The sequence below is a fragment of the Methylobacterium sp. XJLW genome (genome assembly GCF_003254375.1).
Lineage (GTDB): Bacteria > Pseudomonadota > Alphaproteobacteria > Rhizobiales > Beijerinckiaceae > Methylobacterium > Methylobacterium fujisawaense.
In genome coordinates this window covers 4,091,242-4,112,601 of sequence record NZ_CP016429.1, presented here as the reverse complement: position 1 = coordinate 4,112,601, position 21,360 = coordinate 4,091,242, and the positions used below count along the sequence as shown (strand labels likewise).

The 21,360-nt window shown below is 72.1% G+C and carries 17 protein-coding genes; 7 read left to right on the top strand and 10 right to left on the bottom strand.

Annotation, left to right across the window (positions count from 1 at the left end; all coding sequences use genetic code 11):
• Nucleotides 1-300 precede the first annotated feature (300 nt).
• Nucleotides 301-2,313: an acyl CoA:acetate/3-ketoacid CoA transferase gene (locus A3862_RS19100; protein ID WP_043387975.1), complete on the top strand. Its 2,013-nt coding sequence runs from the start codon at nucleotides 301-303 to the stop codon at nucleotides 2,311-2,313.
• A complete protein-coding gene (locus A3862_RS19095; protein ID WP_052083619.1) occupies nucleotides 2,306-3,778 on the top strand; it encodes an NAD-dependent succinate-semialdehyde dehydrogenase in 1,473 nt (490 codons plus the stop codon). Before A3862_RS19100 ends, A3862_RS19095 begins: the two co-directional genes overlap by 8 nt.
• Before the next feature lie 76 nt (nucleotides 3,779-3,854).
• On the opposite strand, the gene A3862_RS19090 is transcribed toward A3862_RS19095, so the two are convergent.
• The 9 genes from A3862_RS19090 to pedF all read right to left on the bottom strand — a co-directional run bounded on the left by A3862_RS19090 (nucleotide 3,855) and on the right by pedF (nucleotide 12,645).
• Entirely contained in the window at nucleotides 3,855-4,142 is a 288-nt protein-coding gene (locus A3862_RS19090; protein WP_043757663.1) for a hypothetical protein, read from the bottom strand.
• A 66-nt stretch (nucleotides 4,143-4,208) separates the two neighbouring features.
• On the bottom strand, nucleotides 4,209-5,135 hold the full coding sequence (locus tag A3862_RS19085) for an efflux RND transporter periplasmic adaptor subunit (RefSeq protein ID WP_043387973.1): 927 nt from the start codon (nucleotides 5,133-5,135) through the stop codon (nucleotides 4,209-4,211).
• Entirely contained in the window at nucleotides 5,132-5,341 is a 210-nt protein-coding gene (locus tag A3862_RS19080; RefSeq protein WP_043355775.1) for a DUF1656 domain-containing protein, read from the bottom strand. The genes A3862_RS19085 and A3862_RS19080 overlap by 4 nt, the downstream gene beginning before the upstream one ends.
• Entirely contained in the window at nucleotides 5,338-7,389 is a 2,052-nt protein-coding gene (locus A3862_RS19075) for an FUSC family protein (protein WP_043757668.1), read from the bottom strand. Before A3862_RS19075 ends, A3862_RS19080 begins: the two co-directional genes overlap by 4 nt.
• Nucleotides 7,386-7,877 carry a MarR family winged helix-turn-helix transcriptional regulator gene (locus tag A3862_RS19070; protein ID WP_052083846.1) on the bottom strand — a complete coding sequence of 164 codons (492 nt, stop codon included), beginning with the start codon at nucleotides 7,875-7,877 and terminating at the stop codon, nucleotides 7,386-7,388. The genes A3862_RS19075 and A3862_RS19070 overlap by 4 nt, the downstream gene beginning before the upstream one ends.
• A gap of 391 nt (nucleotides 7,878-8,268) precedes the next feature.
• Nucleotides 8,269-8,928: a response regulator gene (locus tag A3862_RS19060; RefSeq protein ID WP_043757671.1), complete on the bottom strand. Its 660-nt coding sequence runs from the start codon at nucleotides 8,926-8,928 to the stop codon at nucleotides 8,269-8,271.
• Between the two features lie 175 nt (nucleotides 8,929-9,103).
• Complete coding sequence (locus A3862_RS19055; protein ID WP_043757674.1) at nucleotides 9,104-10,873, bottom strand: PQQ-dependent methanol/ethanol family dehydrogenase; 1,770 nt, start codon at nucleotides 10,871-10,873, stop codon at nucleotides 9,104-9,106.
• A 493-nt stretch (nucleotides 10,874-11,366) separates the two neighbouring features.
• Nucleotides 11,367-12,227, bottom strand: a complete 861-nt coding sequence (locus A3862_RS19050) for a substrate-binding periplasmic protein (protein WP_043757677.1) — start codon at nucleotides 12,225-12,227, stop codon at nucleotides 11,367-11,369.
• Nucleotides 12,217-12,645 (bottom strand): cytochrome c-550 PedF, encoded by a 429-nt coding sequence (gene pedF / locus A3862_RS19045; protein ID WP_236961383.1) that lies wholly within the window; start codon nucleotides 12,643-12,645, stop codon nucleotides 12,217-12,219. The genes A3862_RS19050 and pedF overlap by 11 nt, the downstream gene beginning before the upstream one ends.
• A gap of 218 nt (nucleotides 12,646-12,863) precedes the next feature.
• On the opposite strand from pedF, the gene A3862_RS19040 reads away from it, so the two are divergent.
• The 5 genes from A3862_RS19040 to A3862_RS19020 all read left to right on the top strand — a co-directional run bounded on the left by A3862_RS19040 (nucleotide 12,864) and on the right by A3862_RS19020 (nucleotide 19,846).
• Complete coding sequence (locus A3862_RS19040; protein ID WP_043757682.1) at nucleotides 12,864-14,099, top strand: ABC transporter substrate-binding protein; 1,236 nt, start codon at nucleotides 12,864-12,866, stop codon at nucleotides 14,097-14,099.
• On the top strand, nucleotides 14,096-15,103 hold the full coding sequence (locus A3862_RS19035; RefSeq protein ID WP_043757686.1) for a YVTN family beta-propeller repeat protein: 1,008 nt from the start codon (nucleotides 14,096-14,098) through the stop codon (nucleotides 15,101-15,103). The genes A3862_RS19040 and A3862_RS19035 overlap by 4 nt, the downstream gene beginning before the upstream one ends.
• Before the next feature lie 340 nt (nucleotides 15,104-15,443).
• Entirely contained in the window at nucleotides 15,444-17,597 is a 2,154-nt protein-coding gene (locus A3862_RS19030) for a 4Fe-4S binding protein (protein WP_244447770.1), read from the top strand.
• Nucleotides 17,594-18,571: an FAD:protein FMN transferase gene (locus A3862_RS19025; protein WP_111474371.1), complete on the top strand. Its 978-nt coding sequence runs from the start codon at nucleotides 17,594-17,596 to the stop codon at nucleotides 18,569-18,571. Before A3862_RS19030 ends, A3862_RS19025 begins: the two co-directional genes overlap by 4 nt.
• A 144-nt stretch (nucleotides 18,572-18,715) precedes the next feature.
• The gene (locus tag A3862_RS19020; protein WP_043380573.1) at nucleotides 18,716-19,846 is read left to right on the top strand and encodes a serine hydrolase domain-containing protein; all 1,131 of its coding nucleotides are present in this window, start codon (nucleotides 18,716-18,718) and stop codon (nucleotides 19,844-19,846) included.
• Between the two features lie 195 nt (nucleotides 19,847-20,041).
• Here A3862_RS19020 and A3862_RS19015 read toward each other — a convergent pair whose 3' ends face one another.
• The gene (locus A3862_RS19015; RefSeq protein ID WP_043757692.1) at nucleotides 20,042-21,193 is read right to left on the bottom strand and encodes a M20 family metallopeptidase; all 1,152 of its coding nucleotides are present in this window, start codon (nucleotides 21,191-21,193) and stop codon (nucleotides 20,042-20,044) included.
• Between the last annotated feature and the right edge of the window lie 167 nt (nucleotides 21,194-21,360).

Genomic DNA, 21,360 nt, shown 5'->3' with positions numbered 1-21,360 from the left:
CCCATCGTGCGCTGCGCCGCGGCGGCGGGATCAAGCGCGGGTCCCCTCTCCCGTGCGGGAGAGGGACAGGGTGAGGGATCAGGTCCGTCCGATAAAGGCGCGACCTGACGGCGCTTCGAGGGCGTGCTCCATCCTGACGCGGCCCGTCCCTGACCCCGACCCTCTCCCGCACGGGAGAGGGGGCGCCTCGCGATCTGCCGCGGAGGCCAGCGTTCAATCCGGGCCGATGGACATCGTCGCTTCCCGGAGAAGGGCGAGCGCAGCCGCTCCGGCCGCATCCCGGGCGCCGAGGATCACCCGATGGGCAGCCTGAAGAACAAGATCGTCAGCGCCGACGAGGCAGTCGCCATCCTGCAGGACGGTGACATGGTGGCGGTGTCGGGCTTCGTCGGCATCGGCACGCCCGACGAGCTGATCCTGGCGCTCGCCCGCCGCTTCGAATCCGGCGCCGGCCCGCACGGGCTCGGTCTGATGTTCGCCGCCGCCCCCGGCGACGGCAAGGAGCGCGGCCTCAACCGGCTGGCGCTCCCGGGCCTCGTCCGCCGCGTCGTCGGCGGCCACTGGGCCCTGGTGCCGAAGCTCGGCGCCATGGCGGTCGAGGGCCTGATCGAGGCCTACAACCTGCCGCTCGGCGTGGTCTCGCACCTCTACCGGGAGATCGCGGCCCACACGCCGGGCCACATCACCAAGGTCGGCCTGCGCACCTTCGTGGACCCGCGGCTGGAGGGCGGCAAGCTCAACGCCGTGACGCACGAGGACCTCGTCAGCGTGGTCGAGCTCGGCGGCGAATCCTGGCTCCACTACAAGGCGTTTCCCATCAACGTCGCGCTGATCCGCGGCACCACGGCCGATCCCGCCGGCAACATCACCATGGAGCGCGAGGCGCTCACCCTCGACAACCTCGCCGCCGCCATGGCGGCGAAGAACTCGGGCGGCTTCGTCATCGCGCAGGTGGAGCGGCTGGCCGAGGCCGGCTCGCTCAACCCGCGCGAGGTGCAGGTGCCCGGCGTGCTGGTCGATTGCGTGGTGCTCAGTCAGCCCGAGAACCACCGCCAGACCTACGGCACGCCCTACAACCACGCCTTCACGGGCCGCCAGCGGGTGCCCCTCGACCGGATCGCCCCCATGGCGCTCGATGCCCGCAAGGTCATCGCCCGGCGCTGCGCCTTCGAGTTGCCGCCGGGCGGCGTGGTCAATCTCGGCATCGGCATGCCGGAGGGCGTCGCGGCGGTCGCCGCCGAGGAGCGGGTGCTGAAATACCTGACGCTCACCGCCGAGCCCGGCGTGATCGGCGGCCTGCCGCAGGGCGGGCTCGATTTCGGCGCCGCCCTGAATCCGGCCGCGGTGCTGCACCAGAACCAGCAGTTCGATTTCTACGACGGCGGCGGCCTCGACCTCGCCTGCCTGGGCCTCGCCCAGTGCGACGCGGAGGGCAACGTCAACGTCAGCCGCTTCGGCAAGCGGCTCGCGGGCGCGGGCGGCTTCATCAACATCTCGCAGAACGCCAAGAGCCTCGTCTTCGCCGGCACCTTCACGGCCGACGGGCTCAAGGTCGCGGTGGAGGATGGCGGCATCCGGATCCTCACCGAGGGCCGCTCCCGGAAGTTCATCGCCGCGGTGGAGCAGGTGACCTTCTCGGGGGCCTACGCGGCCGAGCGCGGCCAGCCGGTGCTCTACGTGACCGAGCGCTGCGTCTTCCGGCGGACGCGGGCCGGCATGGAGCTCGTGGAGGTCGCGCCGGGCATCGACGTCGCGCGGGACATCCTGGGCCAGATGGGTTTCGCGCCCATCGTGCAGGACCCGAAACCGATGGATCCGCGCCTGTTCCGCGAGGCCGTGATGGCCCTGGAGCCCTGGCTGCTGGGCCTCTCGCTGTCGGAGCGGATCAGCTACGACCCGGAGCGCAACATCCTGTTCTCGAACCTGGAGGGTTTCCAGGTGCGGACCATCGACGACGTCGAGCTGGTGCGCCGGGAATACGAGCGCGCCTGCCAGGAGATCGGCCGCAAGGTCCACCTGATCGCCAATTACGACGGGTTCGAGATCGACCCGACGGTGAGCGACGCCTATTTCTCGGCGATCGCCTATCTCGAGAACCGCTATTACGAGACCGCGTCGCGGTACACCACGAGCGCGTTCCTGCGATTGAAACTCGGCGCCTCGTTGGCGAGCCGCGATCTGGCTCCCCATGTCTTCGAGACCAAAGCCGAGGCGCAGGCGCGGAACACCGCCCAGAGCGTGCCCCTCAAGCCGCGCCCCGGCCTGTCCCAGCCCGACAGATCGCAGCCGCCGAAGGAACCGTTGGATGCCTGAGTTCGAGACCCCCGCCCTGACGGACCGCGCCTTGCTGGTCGATGCCTGCCTGATCGGCGGCACATGGTCGAAGGCCGGCTCCGGCAGCATCGACGTCACCAACCCGGCGACCGGCGCCTTGATCGCCCGGGTGCCGAATGCCGGCGCCGCTGAGACGGCCCAGGCGATCAAGGCCGCCCACGCGGCCTACCCGGCCTGGCGCGCCAAGACCGCCAACGAGCGCGCCGTGCTGCTGCGCAAGCTCGCGGCGCTCGTCACCGAGCATCAGGAGGACCTCGCCCAGATCCTCACCGCCGAGCAGGGCAAGTCGCTGACCGAGTCCCGCGGCGAGGTCGCCATGTCGGCGGCCTACGTGCTGTGGTTCGCGGAAGAAGCGCGCCGCGTCTACGGCGACGTGGTCCCCTCCCCCTGGGGCGACCGCAAGATCCTCGTCACCAAGGAGCCGGTGGGCGTGGTGGCGGCGATCACGCCGTGGAACTTCCCGTCCTCCATGATCGCCCGCAAGATCGCCCCGGCGCTGGCGGCCGGCTGCCCGATCGTGATCAAGCCCGCCTCGCAGACCCCGCTCTCGGGCCTCGCCTGGGGCGTCCTGTGCGAGCGCGCCGGCTTCCCGGCCGGCACGGTCTCGATCCTCACCGGCTCGGCCCGCGCCATCGGCGCCGAGATGACCGGCAACCCGCTCGTCAAGAAGATCACGTTCACGGGCTCCACCGAGGTCGGCAAGGTGCTGCTGGAGCAGGCCGCCCACACGGTGAAGAAGGTCTCGATGGAGCTGGGCGGCAACGCACCCTTCATCGTGTTCGACGACGCCGACCTCGACAAGGCGGTGGCCGGCGCGATGCTCGCCAAGTACCGCAATTCCGGCCAGACCTGCATCTGCACCAACCGCTTCCTGGTGCAGGACGGGATCTACGACGCCTTCGCCGAGAAGATGGCCGAGGCGGCCAACCGCCTGAAGGTCGGCAACGGCGTCGAGGACGGCGTCGCCCAGGGGCCGCTGATCGACATGGCCGCGGTGGAGAAGACCGAGGCGCATATCCGCGACGCGCTCGAGAAGGGCGGCCGGGTGATCGCGGGCGGCCACCGGCACGCGCTCGGCGGCCAGTTCTTCGAGCCCACCGTGATCACCGGCGCCACGCCCGCCATGGCGGTGGCCCGGGAGGAGACCTTCGGGCCGCTGGCGCCGCTGTTCCGGTTCCGCGACGAGGCCGAGGCGATCCGCATGGCCAACGACACCGAGTACGGGCTCGCCTGCTACTTCTACACCCGCGACCTCGGCCGCACCTTCCGGGTCGCGGAGGCGCTGGAATACGGCATGGTCGGGATCAACGAGGGGATCATCACCACCGAGGTGGCGCCCTTCGGCGGCGTGAAGGAATCCGGCCTCGGCCGCGAGGGCTCGTACCAGGGTATCGAGGATTACCTGAACACCAAGTACCTCTGCGTGGGCGGCCTCGGTGCGTAGGGCCGGGCCCACGTCGACCCGGATCGGGGCCTGATTGGTTCTCCCTCCCCCGCGGAGGAGGGAGAACCGGTGCGTCTTACTTCCCGCTCGGCGCCGCGCCGCTGCCCGTGGCGCCGTTGCCCGAGCTGCTGCCGGCGGGCGCGCCCGGGGTGCTGACGCGCGGGCCGCCGCTGGTGCCGGGCGCCATGCCGGCGCCGGTGGAGCCGGTACTCTCCATGGAGCCGGCTCCCGTCCCGGTGCCGCCCACCGCGCCGGACTTGTTGACGTTGCCCTGGTTGGCGCCGCCGGTCTGGGGGGCCTGAGCCAGCGCCGCGCCGGACGTGGCGAGCACGAGGGACGTGGCGAGGGCGAGGATCGTCTTCATGGGGACTCCTGACAATGGTGGGTCGTGTCAGGGCAACCCGGCGGCGCCGGGAATGTTCGGTCGCCTTTAGCGGGCGAGCGCCTCCCGCCACGCCGTCCAGGGCCAGCGCAGGGCCTCCCCGCCCGCCGACGGCGCGATCGACACCGTCGCGGTCCGGCCGCTGACCAGCCGCGGGTCCGCCGGGCCGCCGTCGAGGGTGATCCGCACGGGGATGCGCTGGGCCAGCCGCACCCACGAGAAGGTCGGGTTGACGTTCGCCAGCAGGTTGGTGGCGTCGCTGCGGCCGGTCTCGCCGATGCCCCCCGCGATGCTCGCCACGCGGCCCGTGAGCACGCCGTCCTCGCCCATCAGCTGGACGTTGACCGGCGCGCCGACGCGGATGCGCGGCAGCTTGGTCTCCTCGAAATAGCCCTCGATCCGGACGGTGTCGCGGTCGATCAGCGCCATGACCCCGCGGCCCGTGGTGACGTAGGCGCCCGGACGCAGCTCCATGTTGGTGATCCGGCCGTTGACCGAGGCCCGCACCGCCGAGCGTTCCAGGTTGAGCTTGGCGAGGTCGCGGTCGGCCAGGGCCTGCTCGTAGGCCGCCTGGGCGGACAGGTCGGCGGCCTTGGTGGCCTCGACCTTCTGCTGCGAGACGGCCGCGTCGGAGAGCTTGCTGTAGCGGGCATAGTCGGCGGCAGTCTGCTCGGCGGTGGCCTTGCGGCCCTCCACCATCGCCTCCGCCTGCCGCAGCCCGATGCGGAACCGGTCCGGATCGATGCGGAACAGGACGTCGCCCTTCCGCACGACCTGATTGTCCTCCACCAGCACCTCGGTGACGAGGCCGGACACGTCGGGGGCCACCGCCACGACGTCGGCGCGCACGCGCCCGTCCCGGGTCCAGGGGGCATCCATGTAGTAATCCCACAGGCCGAGGCCGACGATCAGCGCCGCGGCGACCATGCCGAGGGTGACCAGGAGGCGGCCGAGGACGGAGAACAGGGCGGTCATTGCAGGGTCCGGTGGGCGAGGGTCACGACGCCGCCGAGCAGGACGACGTAGAGGGCGAGGTCGAAGAGCGGCCGGTGCCAGACGAGGCGGTAGAAGCCGGTCGCCGACAGGAGACGGCGGAGCGGCAGGCTGAGCGCGAAGGCGATGGCCATCCAGAGCGCGAGGCCCGGCACGAACACGCCGTAGAGGTCGATCTCGCCCATCATGCCGCCATCTCCCGGTCGTCCCGCGCGGGGGGCGCCGCCCGGTAGGCCGGCGCGTCGGGGAAGAGCCCGCGGCGCAGGCCGGTGAGTCCGATCAGGGCGGCCCGGCGTTCCGGCCCGGGGGCCGCATCCGCGACGGCGTCAAGCCCGTCGTCCAGCGCCGCCAGAAGCGCCGAATCCGGTCGGCCGGTCCGGTCGCGGAGCTGGCGCGCCGCCAGCGCGAGGGCCCGGTCGACGGCGGTCCGGGGCGGACCCGTCAGCCGCCGGCGCACCCGACGGACCTCCACGAGGTTGATGCCCACCCGGACATCGGCCAGCAGGTCGCCCACGGAAGCCGACGTCTCGGCCGGCAGCGTCGCCAGCCGCGGGGCGATCAGCCCGATGCGGTCGAGCATCAGGGCGGCGAGTTCGAGGCCGTGGCCGGTGCCGCGCCCGTCCGCGGCGGCTGCGAGGCTCTGCCGGTTGATCCGCACGAGCCGCCGGGCGCTCCAGCCGGCGCCCACCGAGCGGATCAGCCGGGTGACCACCGCCCCGACCCACATGCCCACCACCGAGGCGATCACCCCGTTGGCGAAGGGCGCGAAGTCGCCGCTGTAGCCGTTCTGGAGCGCCAGAAGCGTCGCGCCGTTCAGCGCCGCGCCCATGCCCATCGGGGCGGTGCGCGGCTGCGTCATCATCAGGCCGCACAGGATCAGGGCCGGCGCGAGCGCCAGGGCCAGCATCTCGAAGGAGGTGGCGAGGGGCAGCACGGCGAACAGGTAGAGGCCCGCGCCGAGGGCGCCGACGAGCGCCGAGTTGGTGAAGCTCAGGATCTGCGGCGCGGGATCGTCCTGCGCGGCGAACAGGCAGCAGGCGACCGCACCCATCATCGGCGCCGCGGATCCGTCGGGCCAGCCGGTGGCGATCCAGATCGCACAGCAGACCAGCAGGCCCACGAACACCCCGAAGGCCGAGAACGCCGCCAGCCCATGGTCGCGGTGGCGGATGGACCGGACCCGGGCCGTGTAGGCGAAGGCGAGCGGCGCCCGCGGCGGCGTCCCGGCGGCAAGGTGGCCACGGAGTGCCCGCAGGTCCTGGCGCAGGTCGATGACGTCGCGCAGGCGTGCCGCGAGGCTCGCGAGCAGCAGCGTGGTCCAGTCCGGATTCCGGCCGAGGGTCGGCTCGAACCCGTCGATCCGGCCGCGCAGATGCGCGGCGCGCTCCGGATCATCCGCCTCGTCGGCGAGCCAGACGGCGAGGTCCGACAGGAATGACCGGACCCGCGCCGGCAGCGCGCCCGCCCGCTCCAAGGTCTCGACGCGATCCGCCACGGCGGCGACGATCGGCAGGACCATCAGCATGTGCTGCCGGACCGGCGCGAAGGCCTCCGCGGCGCGCTCCGCGCCCGTCGCCTCGTTGCGCAGGGCGAGGCCGAGGGCATCGAGGCCGAGGGCGTCCGAGGCGAGGCGCAGGCGCCGGCCCTGGCTCGTCCCGGAAGCCTCCGGCGCCCGGGCCGCCGCGAGGGCACCCTGGATCCACGCACGGGCTTCCGCCAGCCAGAGATTCAGACGCCCGACGATCAGGGGGGCCGCCGATTGCGGCAGGATCAGCGTGGCGGCGAGGCTGGCGCAGAGGATCCCCAGGGAGATCTCCTCGGCCCGCGCCACCGCGGTGTCGAAGATCGCCCCGGGATCCTCGACGGCGGGGAAGCCGATCAGCGCCGCCGTGTAGCCGGCGAGCATCGGCAGGTAGCTCGCCGGTGTGCGGTCGAGAAGCGAGACGTAGAGGCAGAGCGCGACCCAGAGGGCCACCGCGAGGCTCAGCAGGATCGGCTCGTTGACGAGGTTCGGCACCAGCACGACGCTCACCGCCGCGCCGAGCACCGTGCCGCCGACGCGGTAGACGGCCTTTGCGCGCGTCGCGCCCGAGAGGACCTGGCTGGTGATGTAGACGGTGCCCACCGCCCAGTAGGGCCGCGGCAGGTCGATCCAGAGCGCGACGAACAGGGCGAGCATCGCCGCCGCGTAGGTCTTCAGCGCGAAGGCCCAGTCGCGCCATCCGGGGAGGGTCACGACGCCGGCTCCAGCTCGGGGGCGGCCGCGGCGGCCTCCCGCCCGTAGCGCTGGAGCGCCGCGAAGACCCGCACGCTCGCTTCGAGATCGGCGTCGTCGACCTCAGCGAAGACCCGCGCGCGCAGGGTCGACAACGCGGTCTCGATCTCCTCGAAGACCTGCCGTCCGCGCGGGGTCAGACCCAGCACCTTGGCGCGGCGGTCGGACGGATCCTCGCGGCGGACCACCAGCCCGGCGGCGGCGAGCTGGTCGAGGAGGCGGACCAGCGAGGGGCCTTCGATGCCGACGGCCTCCGCCAGGACGTTCTGGCGCGGTTCCTCTTCCATCCGACCGATGATGATCAGCGGGTGCGCGGTGGCGTCGGACAGGCCATGCGCCTCCGCGACATTGTTGGCGGCGCGCCGCCAGTGGCGTCCCGTCGTCAGCAACGCGTGCGTGGTGGCCTGCTGCAGCCGCTCGCGCGTCCTGGGATCGTCGATGTCGGTCACGGTCTGATCCCCCGCCGCGAGGACCCAGCGAAGACGCCGGATCAATCAGTTCACATACTGATAGATAGCATCATATCGATTTGGACAGGGTGACATCGTGGTCGGTCAGGGTTGCGGGCAACGAATGGGCACGTCCCTCGTCCCGATGGTGTGCAGCGTCAGCGGAATGCAGCTCAGGGTCCGGCACGCACGTGTGCGGAACGGTGAGCGGGCCAGTCCATCCCGCCCCTTCACCCTGAGGTGCCCGCGTCAGCGGGGCTCGAAGGCGGGCTCTGGGGATCGCGCGGCTGGCTGGAGCCCGCCTTCGAGGCCTCCGTTGCGCTCCGGCACCTCAGGATGAGGTGGAGCGGGGGGCGCCGATCAAGGGCGTCGCGGTCTCGCAGCCGCGCCGTCAGGCCGGATGCGTGTTGTGGATCTGGTCGAAGTCCAGCGACGCCGTATCGATCACGATCTGCGTCCGGCTGATGACCTCGAGCTTGCGCAGGATTTCCGAGACGTGCGCCTTCACGGTCGAGTCACCGACCTGCAGTTCGTGAGCGATCTGCTTGTTGAGCTTGCCCTGCCGGATCATCATCAGCACCCGCAATTGCTGCGGCGTCAGCCGGGCGAGGCGCTCGGGGAGCGGCGCCTTCTTGCTCCGTGGTGCGGGCGTCGTGGCCTCGGTGAGACCCGGCGGCAGGAACAGCGCCCCGCGCATCACCTCGGTGATCGCCCGGGTGAGCGTCGCCTTGTCCATGGCCTTCGGGACGAAGCCCGCCGCGCCGTGCTGCAGCGCCTCGCGCACGATGCGCGGATCCTCGTGGCCGGAGACGATCAGGATCGGGATCCGCGGAAAGCTCGCCCGGATGGTGATCAACCCGTCGAAGCCGGTCACGCCCCGCATGGAGAGGTCGAGGAGCGTCAGGTCGATGCTGCGATTCGCGGCGAGCACCGCGCAGGCCGCCTCGATCCCGTCCGCCTCGTGAAGGACCGCGTCCGGATGCGCGAGGCGGATCGTGGCCGCCAGGGCGTCGCGGAACAGCGGGTGGTCGTCGACGATGAGGAGATTCACGCAGACCTCGGTCCTTCGCTCGAGATCCTCACAGGATCCGCCGAACCCGCGGGCGGGAGGTCCGAAGGGTGATCGATGCGGCCCCGGGGCGCAAGCGGGTGTTGAGACGAACGCCGCGCCCCGAGGCCCAGGCGTGCCGGCCCGGGAAGGCCGACACGCTTTCGGTTGCGCGCCGTCAGCGCGCCGCCACCGTCTTCGGCAGCTTGAACGCCCAGAAGCTGCCGCCCTGGTTGATGCCGGCCGTGGACTTGGCGACCTCGCCGCCCCACAGCGGCACCGCGCCGCCCCAGCCGGCCGCGACGCCGACCCACTGCTCGCCGTCCTGCTCCCAGGTGATCGGCGAGGAGACCACGCCGGTGCCGACCTGGAACTTCCACACCTCCTCGCCGGTCTTGGCGTCGAAGGCCTTCAGGAAGCCCTCCGGGGTACCGGTGAAGACGAGGTTGCCCGCGGTGGTGAGCACGCCGGCCCAGAGCGGGGCCTTGTTCTTGTACTCCCAGACGACCTTGCCGGAGGCCGGGTCGATCGCCTTGAGCGAGCCGATATGGTCGTCGAAGACCGGCTTGATGGTGAAGCCGGCACCGAGATAGGCGGCGCCCTTCTTGTAGTTCACCGGCTCGTTCCAGATATCCATGCCCCACTCGTTGGACGGCACGTAGAACAGCTTGGTGTCGGGGCTGTAGCCGATCGGCATCCAGTTCTTGCCGCCGAGGAAGCTCGGCACCGCGAAGACCGACTTGCCCTTCTTGTCGTCGCCCTGGGCCTTGCTCGGGTCGCCGGGCCGGTTCACCTCGTTGTAGATCGGGCGGCCGTTCTCATCGATGCCCTTGGCCCAGTTGATCTTCTCGACGAACGGCGTCGCCGAGATGAACTTCCCGTTGGTGCGGTCGAGGACGTAGAAGAAGCCGTTGCGGTCGGCGGTGGCGCCGGCCTTGATGGTCTTGCCGCCCTTGTTCAGGTCGAACGGCACGAACTCGTTGACGCCGTCGAAGTCCCAGCCGTCGTGCGGGGTGGTCTGGAAGCCCCAGACGATCTCGCCGTTGTCGGGGTTGAGGGCGAGGCGCGAGGAGGTCCACTTGTTGTCGCCCGGCCGCAGCCAGGAGTTCCACGGGCCCGGGTTGCCGGTGCCGAAGTAGATCAGGTTGGTCTCGGGGTCGTAGGTGCCGCCGAGCCACGTGGCGCCGCCGCCGAACTTCCACATGTCGCCCGGCCAGCTCTCGTTGACCTTGCCGGTCATGGTCGAGGGCTTGCCGTTGAGCTCGCCCATGTGGCCCTCGATCACGGGGCGCTTCCAGACCACCTCGCCGGTCTCGGCGTCGCGGGCCTCGATCCGCCCGATCACGCCGAACTCGCCGCCCGACACGCCGGTGATGATCTTGCCCTTCACGATGATCGGGGCGGCCGTGTAGCTGTAGCCGGCCTTGAAGTCGTCGATGTCCTTGCGCCAGACGACCTTGCCGGTCTTGGTGTTCAGGGCGACGAGCTTGGCGTCGAGCGTGCCGAAATAGACGTTGTCCTTGTAGAGGGCGGCGCCGCGGTTCACCACGTCGCAGCAGGGCAGGATGCCCTCCGGCAGGCGGGCATCGTATTCCCATTTCTTCTCGCCGGTGCGGGAATCGATCGCGTACATGCGCGAATACGAGCCCGTGACGTAGATGATGCCGTCCTTGACCAGCGCCTGGCTCTCCTGGCCGCGCTGCTTCTCGCCGCCGAACGAGAACGACCACGCCGGCACGAGGCTCTTGATGTTGTCGCGGTTAAGGGTCTTCAGCGGGCTGAACCGCTGGGCCTGCGGCCCGAGGCCGTAGGTGACGACGTCGCCGGGCGTCTTGGCGTCGTTGATGATGTCCTGCTCGCTCACCCCCTGGGCCATGGCCGGCAGGGCACCGCCCGCCACGAGGGCGGCGACGCCCACCGCGGCGAGGAACCGGGTCCGCATTCTCATGACGTCTCCTCCGTGATCGTCTCCGGTCCCTGCGGCCGGAGCTTTCGGGTTTCGGCGCGATCCGCACGAGTCGCGGGGCGCCCCCTTGGAGAACGACGCTATCGCTGTTCTCAGGAAAGTCTTATTGGCCATTGGTCCAATAAGACGATCGGTTCAATGGCCGAGAAGAAAGTATTCGGTGAACCAAGAACAGCTGCCGCCCCGGCGCTGCGCGCCGGTCGGGGACGGAATGCACGGCCGGGTCCGTTCGACGCGCCGGTCTCGAACGGGCCGGTCGAGGGACGCTGAGATCCGACCCACGACCACATCCTGAGGCGCCGGAGCACAGTGGAGTCCTCGAAGGAGACCTCCAGCTGGTCGGGCCATCCCTGCAGATCTCCTTCGAAGCTGCTGCGCAGCACCTCAGGATGCCGTTGAGACTTGGAGATCCGGCTTCGGACCGTGATTTCTCCTTCCCTTCATCGTCCTCCGCCGGAGAGCGGCTCAGCGCCGCTCAGTACCCCTTCGGCGGCGTGTAGGTGACGCCGTAGGTCTCGCAGATCGCCTTGAGGCCGCCGTCCGCGTTCAGCGCCGTGATCGCGTCCCCGACCGCGTAGGCGAGGTCGCGGGAATCAGTGCGCACCGCGCCGCCGATCTCCCAGCGGGTCTTCACCAGCCCGGTCGAGGGGATCGTGGCGATCGGGTTGTCGTCCTTCGGGGCCTTCGCGGCGAACAGGGCGGCCTCGATCGCCGCGCGGGTGCCCGCCAGGATCGGCGCCTCGCCGGCGAGATAGGCCGTCGCGGCCTCCTCGAAGCTCTTGTAATGCTTCAGGTTCGGGCGGAAGCGACCGCCCTGCGCGGTCAGCAGCATCAGGTCGGCGGCGCTGGTGCCTTCCAGGGCGACGGTCCTGTCGCCGATGTCGTCGAGCCTGTCGAAGCCCTCCAGGGCGTCCTTCCGGTACGCGAAGGCGATCTCCTGCTCGACATACGGGGCGGTGAAGAACACCTGCTCGTTGCGCAGGGCGAGTTGCCGGTCGGTCGGCACGTGCAGCATCAGGTCGGCGAGGGGCGTGCCGGCGAGATCGCCCCGCCACAGGTTCAGGCGCAGGTCGCCATCCACGTTCTCGCCGGCATCGACCACGCGCAGGTCGAGCTTCACCTTCAGCCTGTCGGCGATGGCCTGCGCGAGATCGGCATCGATACCCCGGGCCTTGCCCGTCCCGGCGTCGGAGAACGGCGCGTTGTCGCCGTAGACCGCCACCCGCAGGGTGCCGTCCGCCACGACCTGATCGAGCGGGCGCGCGGCCGCCTCCGGCTGGAACCGGAGGGCCAGGAGCAATCCGCAGGCGAGGAGGAGCCGCGCGCTACTCCTCATGCTTCGACTCGATGTAGCTGCGGATCGCCCAGAGGCCTTCCTGCGAGATCACCCCGTCGAAGGCCGGCATCTTGGTCACGCCGTTGATGACGGCGCCGTGCTTCATGCGCTCGACGAAGTATTCGTCGCCCTCCTTGCCCTGCGGCAGGTAGCGCAGGTCCGGGGCGAGGCCGCCGGAGATCATCTCCAGGCCGTGGCAGCGGGCGCAGTTCTGGTTGAAGCCCGAGGCGCCGATCGCGATGGCGTGCTTGTCGCCCTTGTAGGGGTTCTCGGCGACCCACTCGGTGCCGAGCGGCTTCAGGCCGTCGGTGTTGACCGGCTGGGGCTGAACGTCGCCGTGTCCGAGGGCGCTGCCGGCGGCGAGGGCCAGCCCCAGCGCCGCGAGCATGCCGCCCGCCGCCGTCTTCATGGTGCGCATCCGCCGCCTCCCCTCGTTGTTGGACGAGGGTTAGCAAGGTTCGGGCAGCGGACCCATTATGCTTTGGTACGGATCTATCGGCTGATCGCCATCCACGACTTGTGTTGCGCTGCGTCATGATTGATGGGTGCACCTTGGTCCAATATCGGCGGGCACAACTCCGCTTCTAGACTCCGGCTCAACGACAAGGGACGCGGGGCTGGAGGAAACGGGCGGGGATGGTGTCCTCCGGTGCGCGACGGGCCAGGAAACGCGGAGGGCCGCAGGCCGCCCTGCGGCTGGCCGTCGTCCTGGCGGCTCTCGCGCCGGTCTCGCCCGGGCGGGCCGCGCCCGCGCCGGCGGGTCCGCCCCTGACGATCCAGTACCTGGAGCGGCGGGTCGAGCGGCCGGTGCCGCTGAACAACGAGGATCCGATCCCCGCCGATGAGGGGGCGAAGGGCGCGGAACTCGGCCTGAAGGATTCGAACGCCACTGGCCGCTTCCTCGGCCTGAGCTTCGGCCTCGACGCGAAGGTGGTCGAGCCGGACGACGACATCCGCCAGGCCTTCCGGGATCTCGCCGACCGCCGCTTCGTGGTGCTCAACGCGCCGGCCGCGGACGTCCTCGCCCTCGCCGACCTGCCGGAGGCGAAGGGCAGCGTGCTCCTCAACATCGGCGCCCCGGACACGCGCCTGCGCGACGCCGATTGCCGGCGGAACCTGCTCCACGTCCTGCCGTCCCGCGCCATGCTGGCCGACGCGCTGGTACAGTTCCTCGCCTTCAAGCGCTGGTCCCGGATCCTGCTGGTGACCGGGCCGGCGCCGGCAGACGCACTCTACGCCGAGGCGCTGCGGCGCAGCGCCCGGAAGTTCGGCGCGCGGATCGTCGCCGAATCGCGCTACGACCCGCAGGGCGGCGACGTCCGCGACACGGCTTTGCGCGAGTTCGCCCTGCCGACCCGCGGGCCCGAGCACGACGTGGTCGCGGTGGCCGACGAGGCGGGCGCGTTCGGCGCGAGCCTGAACTACAACACCGCCTCCCCCCGCCCCCTGGTCGGCACCCAGGGCCTTGCGCCGGCCGCCTGGGGTCGCCCCGTCGAAGCCTGGGCCGCTGTGCAGCTCCAAGGCCGGTTCCGGAAGCTCGCCGGCCGCGCCATGCGGCCCGTCGACTGGGCCGGCTGGATGGCGGTGCATGCGGTCGGCGAGGCGGCCGTGAAGGCGCGCAGCGCCGATCCCGCGACGGTCCGCGCCGCCCTGACGGCGCCCGGCTTCGAGATCGGCGGCTTCAAGGGGCGCCCCCTGAGCTTCCGTGTCTGGGACGGGCAGCTGCGCCAGCCGGTCTTCCTGCTCTGGCCCGGGGCCGTGACCGCGACGGCGCCGATCGAGGGCTTCCTCCACCACCGCACGGAACTCGACACCCTCGGCCTCGACGAGCCTGAGAGTGCCTGCCGCGCCTTCTCGGGGACACCAGGATGAGCCGGCCCGCCGCCCTAGCGCTGCTCCTCTGCCTCGCAGGCCCCGCGCGGGCCGAAGAGATCTTCGTCTCGAACGAGCGCGACAACACCGTCTCGGTGATCGACGGCGACAGCCTGGAGGTGCTGCGCACCTTCCCGGTCGGCCGTCGGCCCCGCGGGCTGACCTTCTCGCAGGATGGGCGGGCCCTCTACGTCTGCGCCAGCGATTCCGATGCCGTGCAGGTGATCGATCCGGATACCGGCGAGGTGCGGCACAACCTGCCCTCCGGCGAGGATCCGGAGCAGTTCGCCCTGGCGCCGGACGGGCGCACCCTGTTCATCGCCAACGAGGAGAACGCCACCACCACGGTGGTCGACGCGCAGAGCCGCAAGGTGCTGGCGCAGATCGATGTCGGCATCGAGCCGGAAGGCGTGGCGGTGAGCCCGGACGGCCGCACCGCCGTCACGACCTCCGAGACCACCAACATGGTCCACTGGATCGATACCAAGAGCCTGGCGGCGGTGGACGCCACGCCGGTCGGCCAGCGGCCGCGCTTCGCCGCCTTCACGGCGGACGGGGCCCGGCTCTGGGCATCCTCGGAGATCGGCGGCACCGTGTCGGTGATCGACGTCGCCACCCGCCAGGTGATGCGGACGATCGAGTTCGCCGTGAAGGGGATCGCGGCCGACCGGATCCAGCCGGTGGGCATCCAGCTTTCGAAGGACGGGCGCCACGCCTTCGTGGCCCTGGGGCCGTCCGACCGGGTCGCGGTGGTGGACACCGCGACCTATGCGGTCGAGAGCTACATCCTGGTCGGCCGCCGGGTCTGGCAGCTCGCCCTGAACGCGGCCGGCACGCGGCTCTTCGCCACCAACGGCGTCTCCGGCGACGTGACGGTGATCGACGCCGCGACGTTCAAGCCGATCAAGACCGTGAAGGTCGGCCGCTTCCCCTGGGGCGTGGCGTCGCGGCCGATGACGCCCGCGCAGGCGCCGGACGGGCGCGCCGCCGGTGCGGTGCCGTGAATCTTCCGCGATTGCGCATGGCCGCATCACCCGCTCCCGTGAGGGCGATCGGATCCACGCATCGGCAGTGGCGACGCGGCTACGGGACGGAGCGCGGGTCCCCTCTCCCGTGCGGGAGAGGGACAGGGTGAGGGACGTGCGGCATCCGGATGAGGCGCAGCGGACCCGCACGTCGACGGCGTGCTCCATGTTGGACGTTCCGATCCCTCACCCCAACCCTCTCCCGCACGGGAGAGGGGGTCCGTCGCGCTCTGCCGCCAGCGGCCGTGCTCAACCCGGATGCGTGACCGACGCTGCCAGGGGCGGAGGCAGGCGTAAGGGGCGGCCGCTGCGGGGCGAGGTGTCTCCGCGCCCGCCCGCGCCCCGGGCCGCGGTGGGTGGCGGCCGGGGCGCGGGCCTGCTCCTGCGCGCCGCATTGCTGCTTCTCGCTGTCCTGGTCGCGCACCCCGCCGCCGCCGGCCAGCTCGATCGGGCCGGCCTCGAACGACACTTCCCGCCTCCGCTGGTCGTCGGCGAGAAGGACGACAGGCTCCCGGTCTGGCCCATCCTGAAGCAGCAGGCCGGGTCCTACGAGGTCTTCGCCTACGCCTTCGAATCCGTCGATCTCGCGCCGATCCCCGGCTTCGGCGGCACGCCCCCCGACCTGCTGATCGCGCTCGCCCCCGACGGCACCTTCCGGGACGTGACGGTGCTCTCGCATCACGAGCCGGTCTTCCTCGAAGGCCTCGGCCCGGAGCCGCTCTTCGCCTTCGTCGAGCAGTATGCGGGCCTCTCGGCCCGGCAGGCGATCCGGGTCGGCCGGCCGAACGCGCGGGCCGCCGGCGCCGCGCCCCAGACCACGGTGGACGGCATCTCCATGGCCACCGCCTCGACCCGGGTGATCAACCAGTCGATCCTCGCTTCGGCCCTGGCGGTCGCCCGCGCGAAACTCGGCTTCGGGGCGGCCAATGTCGGGCTGAAGGTCGAGGCCAGGCCCGATCTCTACGAGCCCCTGGCCCTGGCCGACCTCCTCGCCCGCGGCTGGGTGAGGCGGCTGACGGTGACGAACGCCGACGCCGCGTCGGCCTTCAGGGGCACGGGCGTGGCGGACCCGTCCGAGGGACCGCCCGATGCCGCCCTGACCGACCTGTACGTCGCCGCCCTGGACCCGCCCGCGATCGGCCGCAACCTGCTGGGGCCGACCCGCTACGACGCGCTGATGCACGAACTCGGCCCCGGCAACCACGCCGTGATGGTGATCAGCGCCGGACCGGAGGACGCGCCCGAGAACCCGGTCGGCGACCGGTTCGTCCTGGGCGCCGTTCCCGACCGGCTGGCGATCAGCCAGGGCGGCCTGATCGTGAATGCCCGCGACATGGCGGTGGAGCGCCGCGGGGCCGGCCTCGCCGAGGGCCTGCCGCCCGGACCCTGGACGATCCTGCGGATCGACCAGGCCGCCGGGTTCGACCCGTCCGCGCCGTGGGTGCTGACCGAGACGATCGTCCGCGAGCGCGGCCAGATCCTGTCCGAGAAGATCGCCCGGACCTTCACGGTCGAGACCGCCCTGCCCGCCGACCTGTTCACCCGGATCCGGCCGGATGACGGGCCGAGCTGGACCGACCCCTGGCGGGCCCGGGCGCCCGAACTCGCGCTGATCGGGCTGATGCTCGCCGTGCTGGTGCCGGTCCTGAGCAGCCAGCGCGGGCTGGTGGCGGACCGGCGCCGCTTCGCCCTCTTCCGCCTCGCCTTCCTGGCGCTGACCCTCGGCTTCGTCGGCTGGTTCGCGCAGGCGCAGCTGTCGATCGTGACCCTCGTCGGCCTCGTGCGGGCCGCCACCGTGACCCACGACCTCGCCTTCCTGCTCTACGATCCGCCCTCGCTGGTGCTCTGGGCCTTCGCGCTGGCCGCCCTGGTCGCCTGGGGGCGCGGCACGTTCTGCGGCTGGCTCTGCCCCTTCGGCGCGCTCCAGGAATTCGTCGCGCTGCTGGCCCGGCCGCTGCGCATCCGCCCGGTCGCGGTGCCGCCCGGCCTCGACCGGGCACTGCGGTCGCTGAAATACGTCGTCCTCGCCGGCATCCTCGGCGCGGCCGCGGCGGGGTCGCCCCTCGCCGACACCTTGTCCGAGGTCGAGCCGTTCAAGACCGCCATCACCCTGTATTTCGTCCGGGCATGGCCGTTCGTCGCCTACGCGGCCGGGCTGCTGGTCCTCAACCTGTTCGTCTTCAAGGGCTTCTGCCGCTACCTGTGCCCGCTCGGCGCCGGCCTCGCCCTCCTCGGGCGGGTCCGGATCCTCGACTGGATCCCGCGCCGGGCGGAGTGCGGCTCGCCCTGCCAGCTCTGCAAGGTCCGCTGCCGCTACGGTGCCATCGCGCCCTCCGGCCGCGTCGATTACGCCGAGTGCTTCCAGTGCATGGAGTGCGTGACGATCATCCACGATCCCGGGCAGTGCGTGCCGCAGGTGGTGGCGCGCAAGCGGGGCCGCCGCGCCGCGCCCCGGCCGGTGACCGTCGGATGAGCGCGCCGGTCCGCTTCGCGCACGGCCGGCGCCGGCTGCTCGTCGGTGCCGCGGGGCTGGCCGCGCTCGGCGGCGTCGCGGCGTTCCGCGCCTCCGCGGCGTCAAGGGGGCTGGCGCTGCGCACCCGCGCCGGCCTCGCCTTCGGCACCACCGTGGCGTTGACCGCCGCGGGGCCCGACTTATCCGCCATCGAGGCGGCGCTGAGCGACGGGTTCGCGGCGATGCGCGCCGTGGAGGACGCGGCCAGCCTGTTCCGGTCCGACAGCGCCCTGGCGCGGCTCAATCGCGATGGCGTTCTCGAGGCCCCCGACCCGCACCTCGTCGTCCTGCTGCGGTTCGCCCTCGCCCTCGCGGCCGAGACCGGCGGCGCTTTCGACCCGACAGTCCAGCCGCTCTGGCCGGTCTGGGCCCAGGCCGCCGCCCGCGGCGAGCGCCCCGGGGCGGAAGCCCTGCGCGCGGCCCTGGCGCGGGTCGGCTGGCAGCGAGTGCAGGTGGGGACGGACCGCGTCGTCCTGGAGCCCGGGACGGCCCTGACCCTGAACGCCCTGGTCCAGGGCTATGCCGCCGACCAGGTCATGGCGGCGCTCCGGGCGCGCGGGATCGCGGATGCCTTCGTGGATACCGGCGAGTTCGGCGCCGCCGGCGCGCATCCCGACGGCACGCCCTGGCGCCTCGGGCTGGCCGATCCCCGCCATCCCGGCGCGGTCGCCGCCGTCATCGCCCCGTTCACGGGCTTCGCCGCGACCTCGGGCGACTACAACATGAGCTTCTCGGACGACCGCGCCGACCATCACATCTTCGATCCGGCCACCGGCCGGTCGCCGCGCGCCCTGTCGTCCGTAACGGTGACCGCGCCGACGGGGCTCGCCGCCGACGGGCTGTCGACCGCCTGCATGGTCCTCGGCCGCGCGCGCGGCGCGGGCCTCGTCGCGGCCCGTCCGGGCTGCGCCGTGCGCTTCACCGGCAAGGGCTGACACATCCGGCTCCGGTGCGCGGGGCGAGGCCCGAACTGCGCCACGCGCTCTGCCCCCGCGGGGGCGATGGCTCTACGGATGGTCCGATCCGCGGCGCAGGCCCTGCATGCGTCCGCACCGGAGAGGACCGTCGGGAGAACGCGCGTGACCGAAGCGACCGGGCCGTACTGGCCGACGCAGGACTGGGCCGAGCAGGACCCGGGTGCGGCGGGGCTCGATGCCGGGCGGCTCGCGGACGCGGTCGCCTTCGCGGAGGCCCACGAGAGCGCGTGGCCGCGCAGCCTGTACTATCCCGACGGGCGCTACGTCGGGATCGTCGAGTGGAACGAGACGGGGCCCTGGAGCGCCATCGACGGGCCGGTGCGTCCGCGGGGCGGCCCGGCTGGCGTGATCCTGAAGGGCGGCCGGCGCGTCGCCGCCTGGGGGGACACCGCCCGCCCGGACATGACCTTCTCGATCGCCAAGAGCTACCTCGCGGTGCTGGCCGGCCTCGCCCACGACGACGGACTGATCCCCGACGTCGACGCGCCGGTGCGGGACAGCGTCCCCGACCCGCTGCTCGACGGCCCGCACAATGGCGCGATCACGTGGCGCCACCTCCTGCAGCAATCGAGCGAGTGGCAGGGCACGCTGTTCGGCAAGTCCGATCAGGTCGACCATTTCCGGCAGATCGGCCCCGGCGCCGACAACAGCCGCAAGGGCGAGGCCCGCGCGCTGCGGCGCCCGGGCACCTACTACGAGTACAACGACGTCCGGGTGAACCTGCTGTCGTACGGCCTGATGCGCCGCTTCGGCCGGGCCCTCCCGGAGGTGCTCCGCGAGCGGATCATGGATCCGATCGGCGCCTCCCGCGACTGGGCGTGGCACGGCTACGACACGGCCTGGGTCGAGGTCGCGGGCGCGCGGGTCCAGTCGGTCCCCGGCGGCGGCCACTGGGGCGGCGGCCTGTTCATCGGGGCCGACGACCACGCCCGCTTCGGCCTCCTCGTCGCCCGCGGCGGCGCCTGGAACGGGCGGCAGCTCCTCTCGGAGCGCTGGATCCGCGCCATGCTGACGCCGTCCCCGACGCTGGACAGCTACGGCTACCTCTGGTGGCTGAACCGCGGCGCGGCCGCCAGGCCGCAACTGCCGGCCTCGGCCTTCAGCGCCCTCGGGGCGGGCAACAACGTGATCTGGTGCGATCCCGAGCATGACCTCGTCGCGGTGCTGCGCTGGATCGACAAGGCGGCCCTCGACGGGTTCCTGCTGCGCCTCGTGGCGGCCCTGCGCCCGTAGGCGCGCCGGCGGCGCTAGCGGCCCCGGACGTGATCGCCGAAGCTCCTGAGCACCGGCCGCATCTGGCGGCCGGCCGCGATATCCTGGCCGCCGCCCGCGCCTCGAACGGACAGGCGCGTCCGGCGCCGCGGCGTCCGCCCGGAGACGGCGACCGCCGCGGCGCGGCCGGGCTGGCGACGGTCGGCCTCTGAATCGTCAGAGCGCCGCGATGGTCTCGGCCATCGCGCGCGCCCGCGGCACGAGGCTTCCCACCTCCAGGTACTCCTCGGGCGAGTGGGCCTTGCCGCCCACCGGGCCCACCGCGCAGAGGGTGGGACAGCCGACGCTGGCGGTGAAGCCCGAATCGGCGCAGCCGCCGGCGAACTCGCCGGTGACGGGATTGCCGCCCTGCGCGCTCACCCGGGCATAGGTCTCGAACAGCGCCCGCGAGGCCTCGTCCTGCACGAGCGGTAGGAACTCGCCCTTGATGGTAAGATGGGCGGTGGTGTCCGGCACCGTCGATCCGGCCACGATCGCGGCGATCCGGCCCATGGCCGCCTCGCGGTCGGGCGGGGTCACGTAGCGCAGGTCGATCTCGCAGGTCGCCCGGGGCGCCACGGTGTTCACCGACTGGCCACCGGCGATCAGGCCGACATTCACCGTGGTGCCGCGGTCGAGGTCGGTGAGGGCGTGGAACGCGACGGTCTTGTGGGCGAGCTCCAGGATGGCGCTGCGCCCGTCGGCGTAGTTGCCGCCGGAATGGGCCGCCTTGCCGAGCACCTCGAGATGCATGAACACCCCGCCCTTGCGGCCGGTGACGACGTTGCCGGTCGGCCGCCCCGGCTCGGAATTCAGCACCGCGCGGGCGCCCCGGGCGGTCTCCTCGATGATCGGGCGGCAGGCCGGCGAGCCGATCTCCTCGTCGCTGGTGAACAGGCCGACGAGCGGCACCGGCGCGCCGCCGGCCCGGTGGTAGGCGGCGAGCACGAAGGCGTTCATCACGAGGCCCGCCTTCATGTCGGCGACGCCGGGCCCGTAGGCGCGGCCGTCGGCGACCCGGAACGGCCGCCGCGTCGGCTCCCCTTTCGGGAAGACGGTGTCGCGGTGGCCCATGAGCACGACCGGCCGGTTGCCGCCGCCGGACCCGGCCACGCTCGCCTTCACCGCGTCGCCGTAGCCCTCCACCGGGATCGTCGTGACCGGGATGCCGTGGCCGGCGAGGAACTCCGCGATGCGGATGCCGACCGCGTCGACGCCCGGCTTGTCGTAGGAGCCGGAATCGATGTTCACCAGCTCCTCGAGGAGCGACAGCATCGCGCCCTCCTGCCCGTCGAGCCACTGGAGAACGTCGGCGTCGCGTGCGGTCATGGATCGATCCTGGGCAAGGGTGATGGGACCCGGTCGCCGCGCCCGCCAGCGTGCGCGGTGTGTTGCGGGCCGGCTTCGAGCGAGCCCCGGTTTCCCGCGGCGAAGGTGCCTCGCCGGGTAAGCAAGGACGGCGCCGCGCATCCGTAGCCCGGACGGGGGGCGGTGCG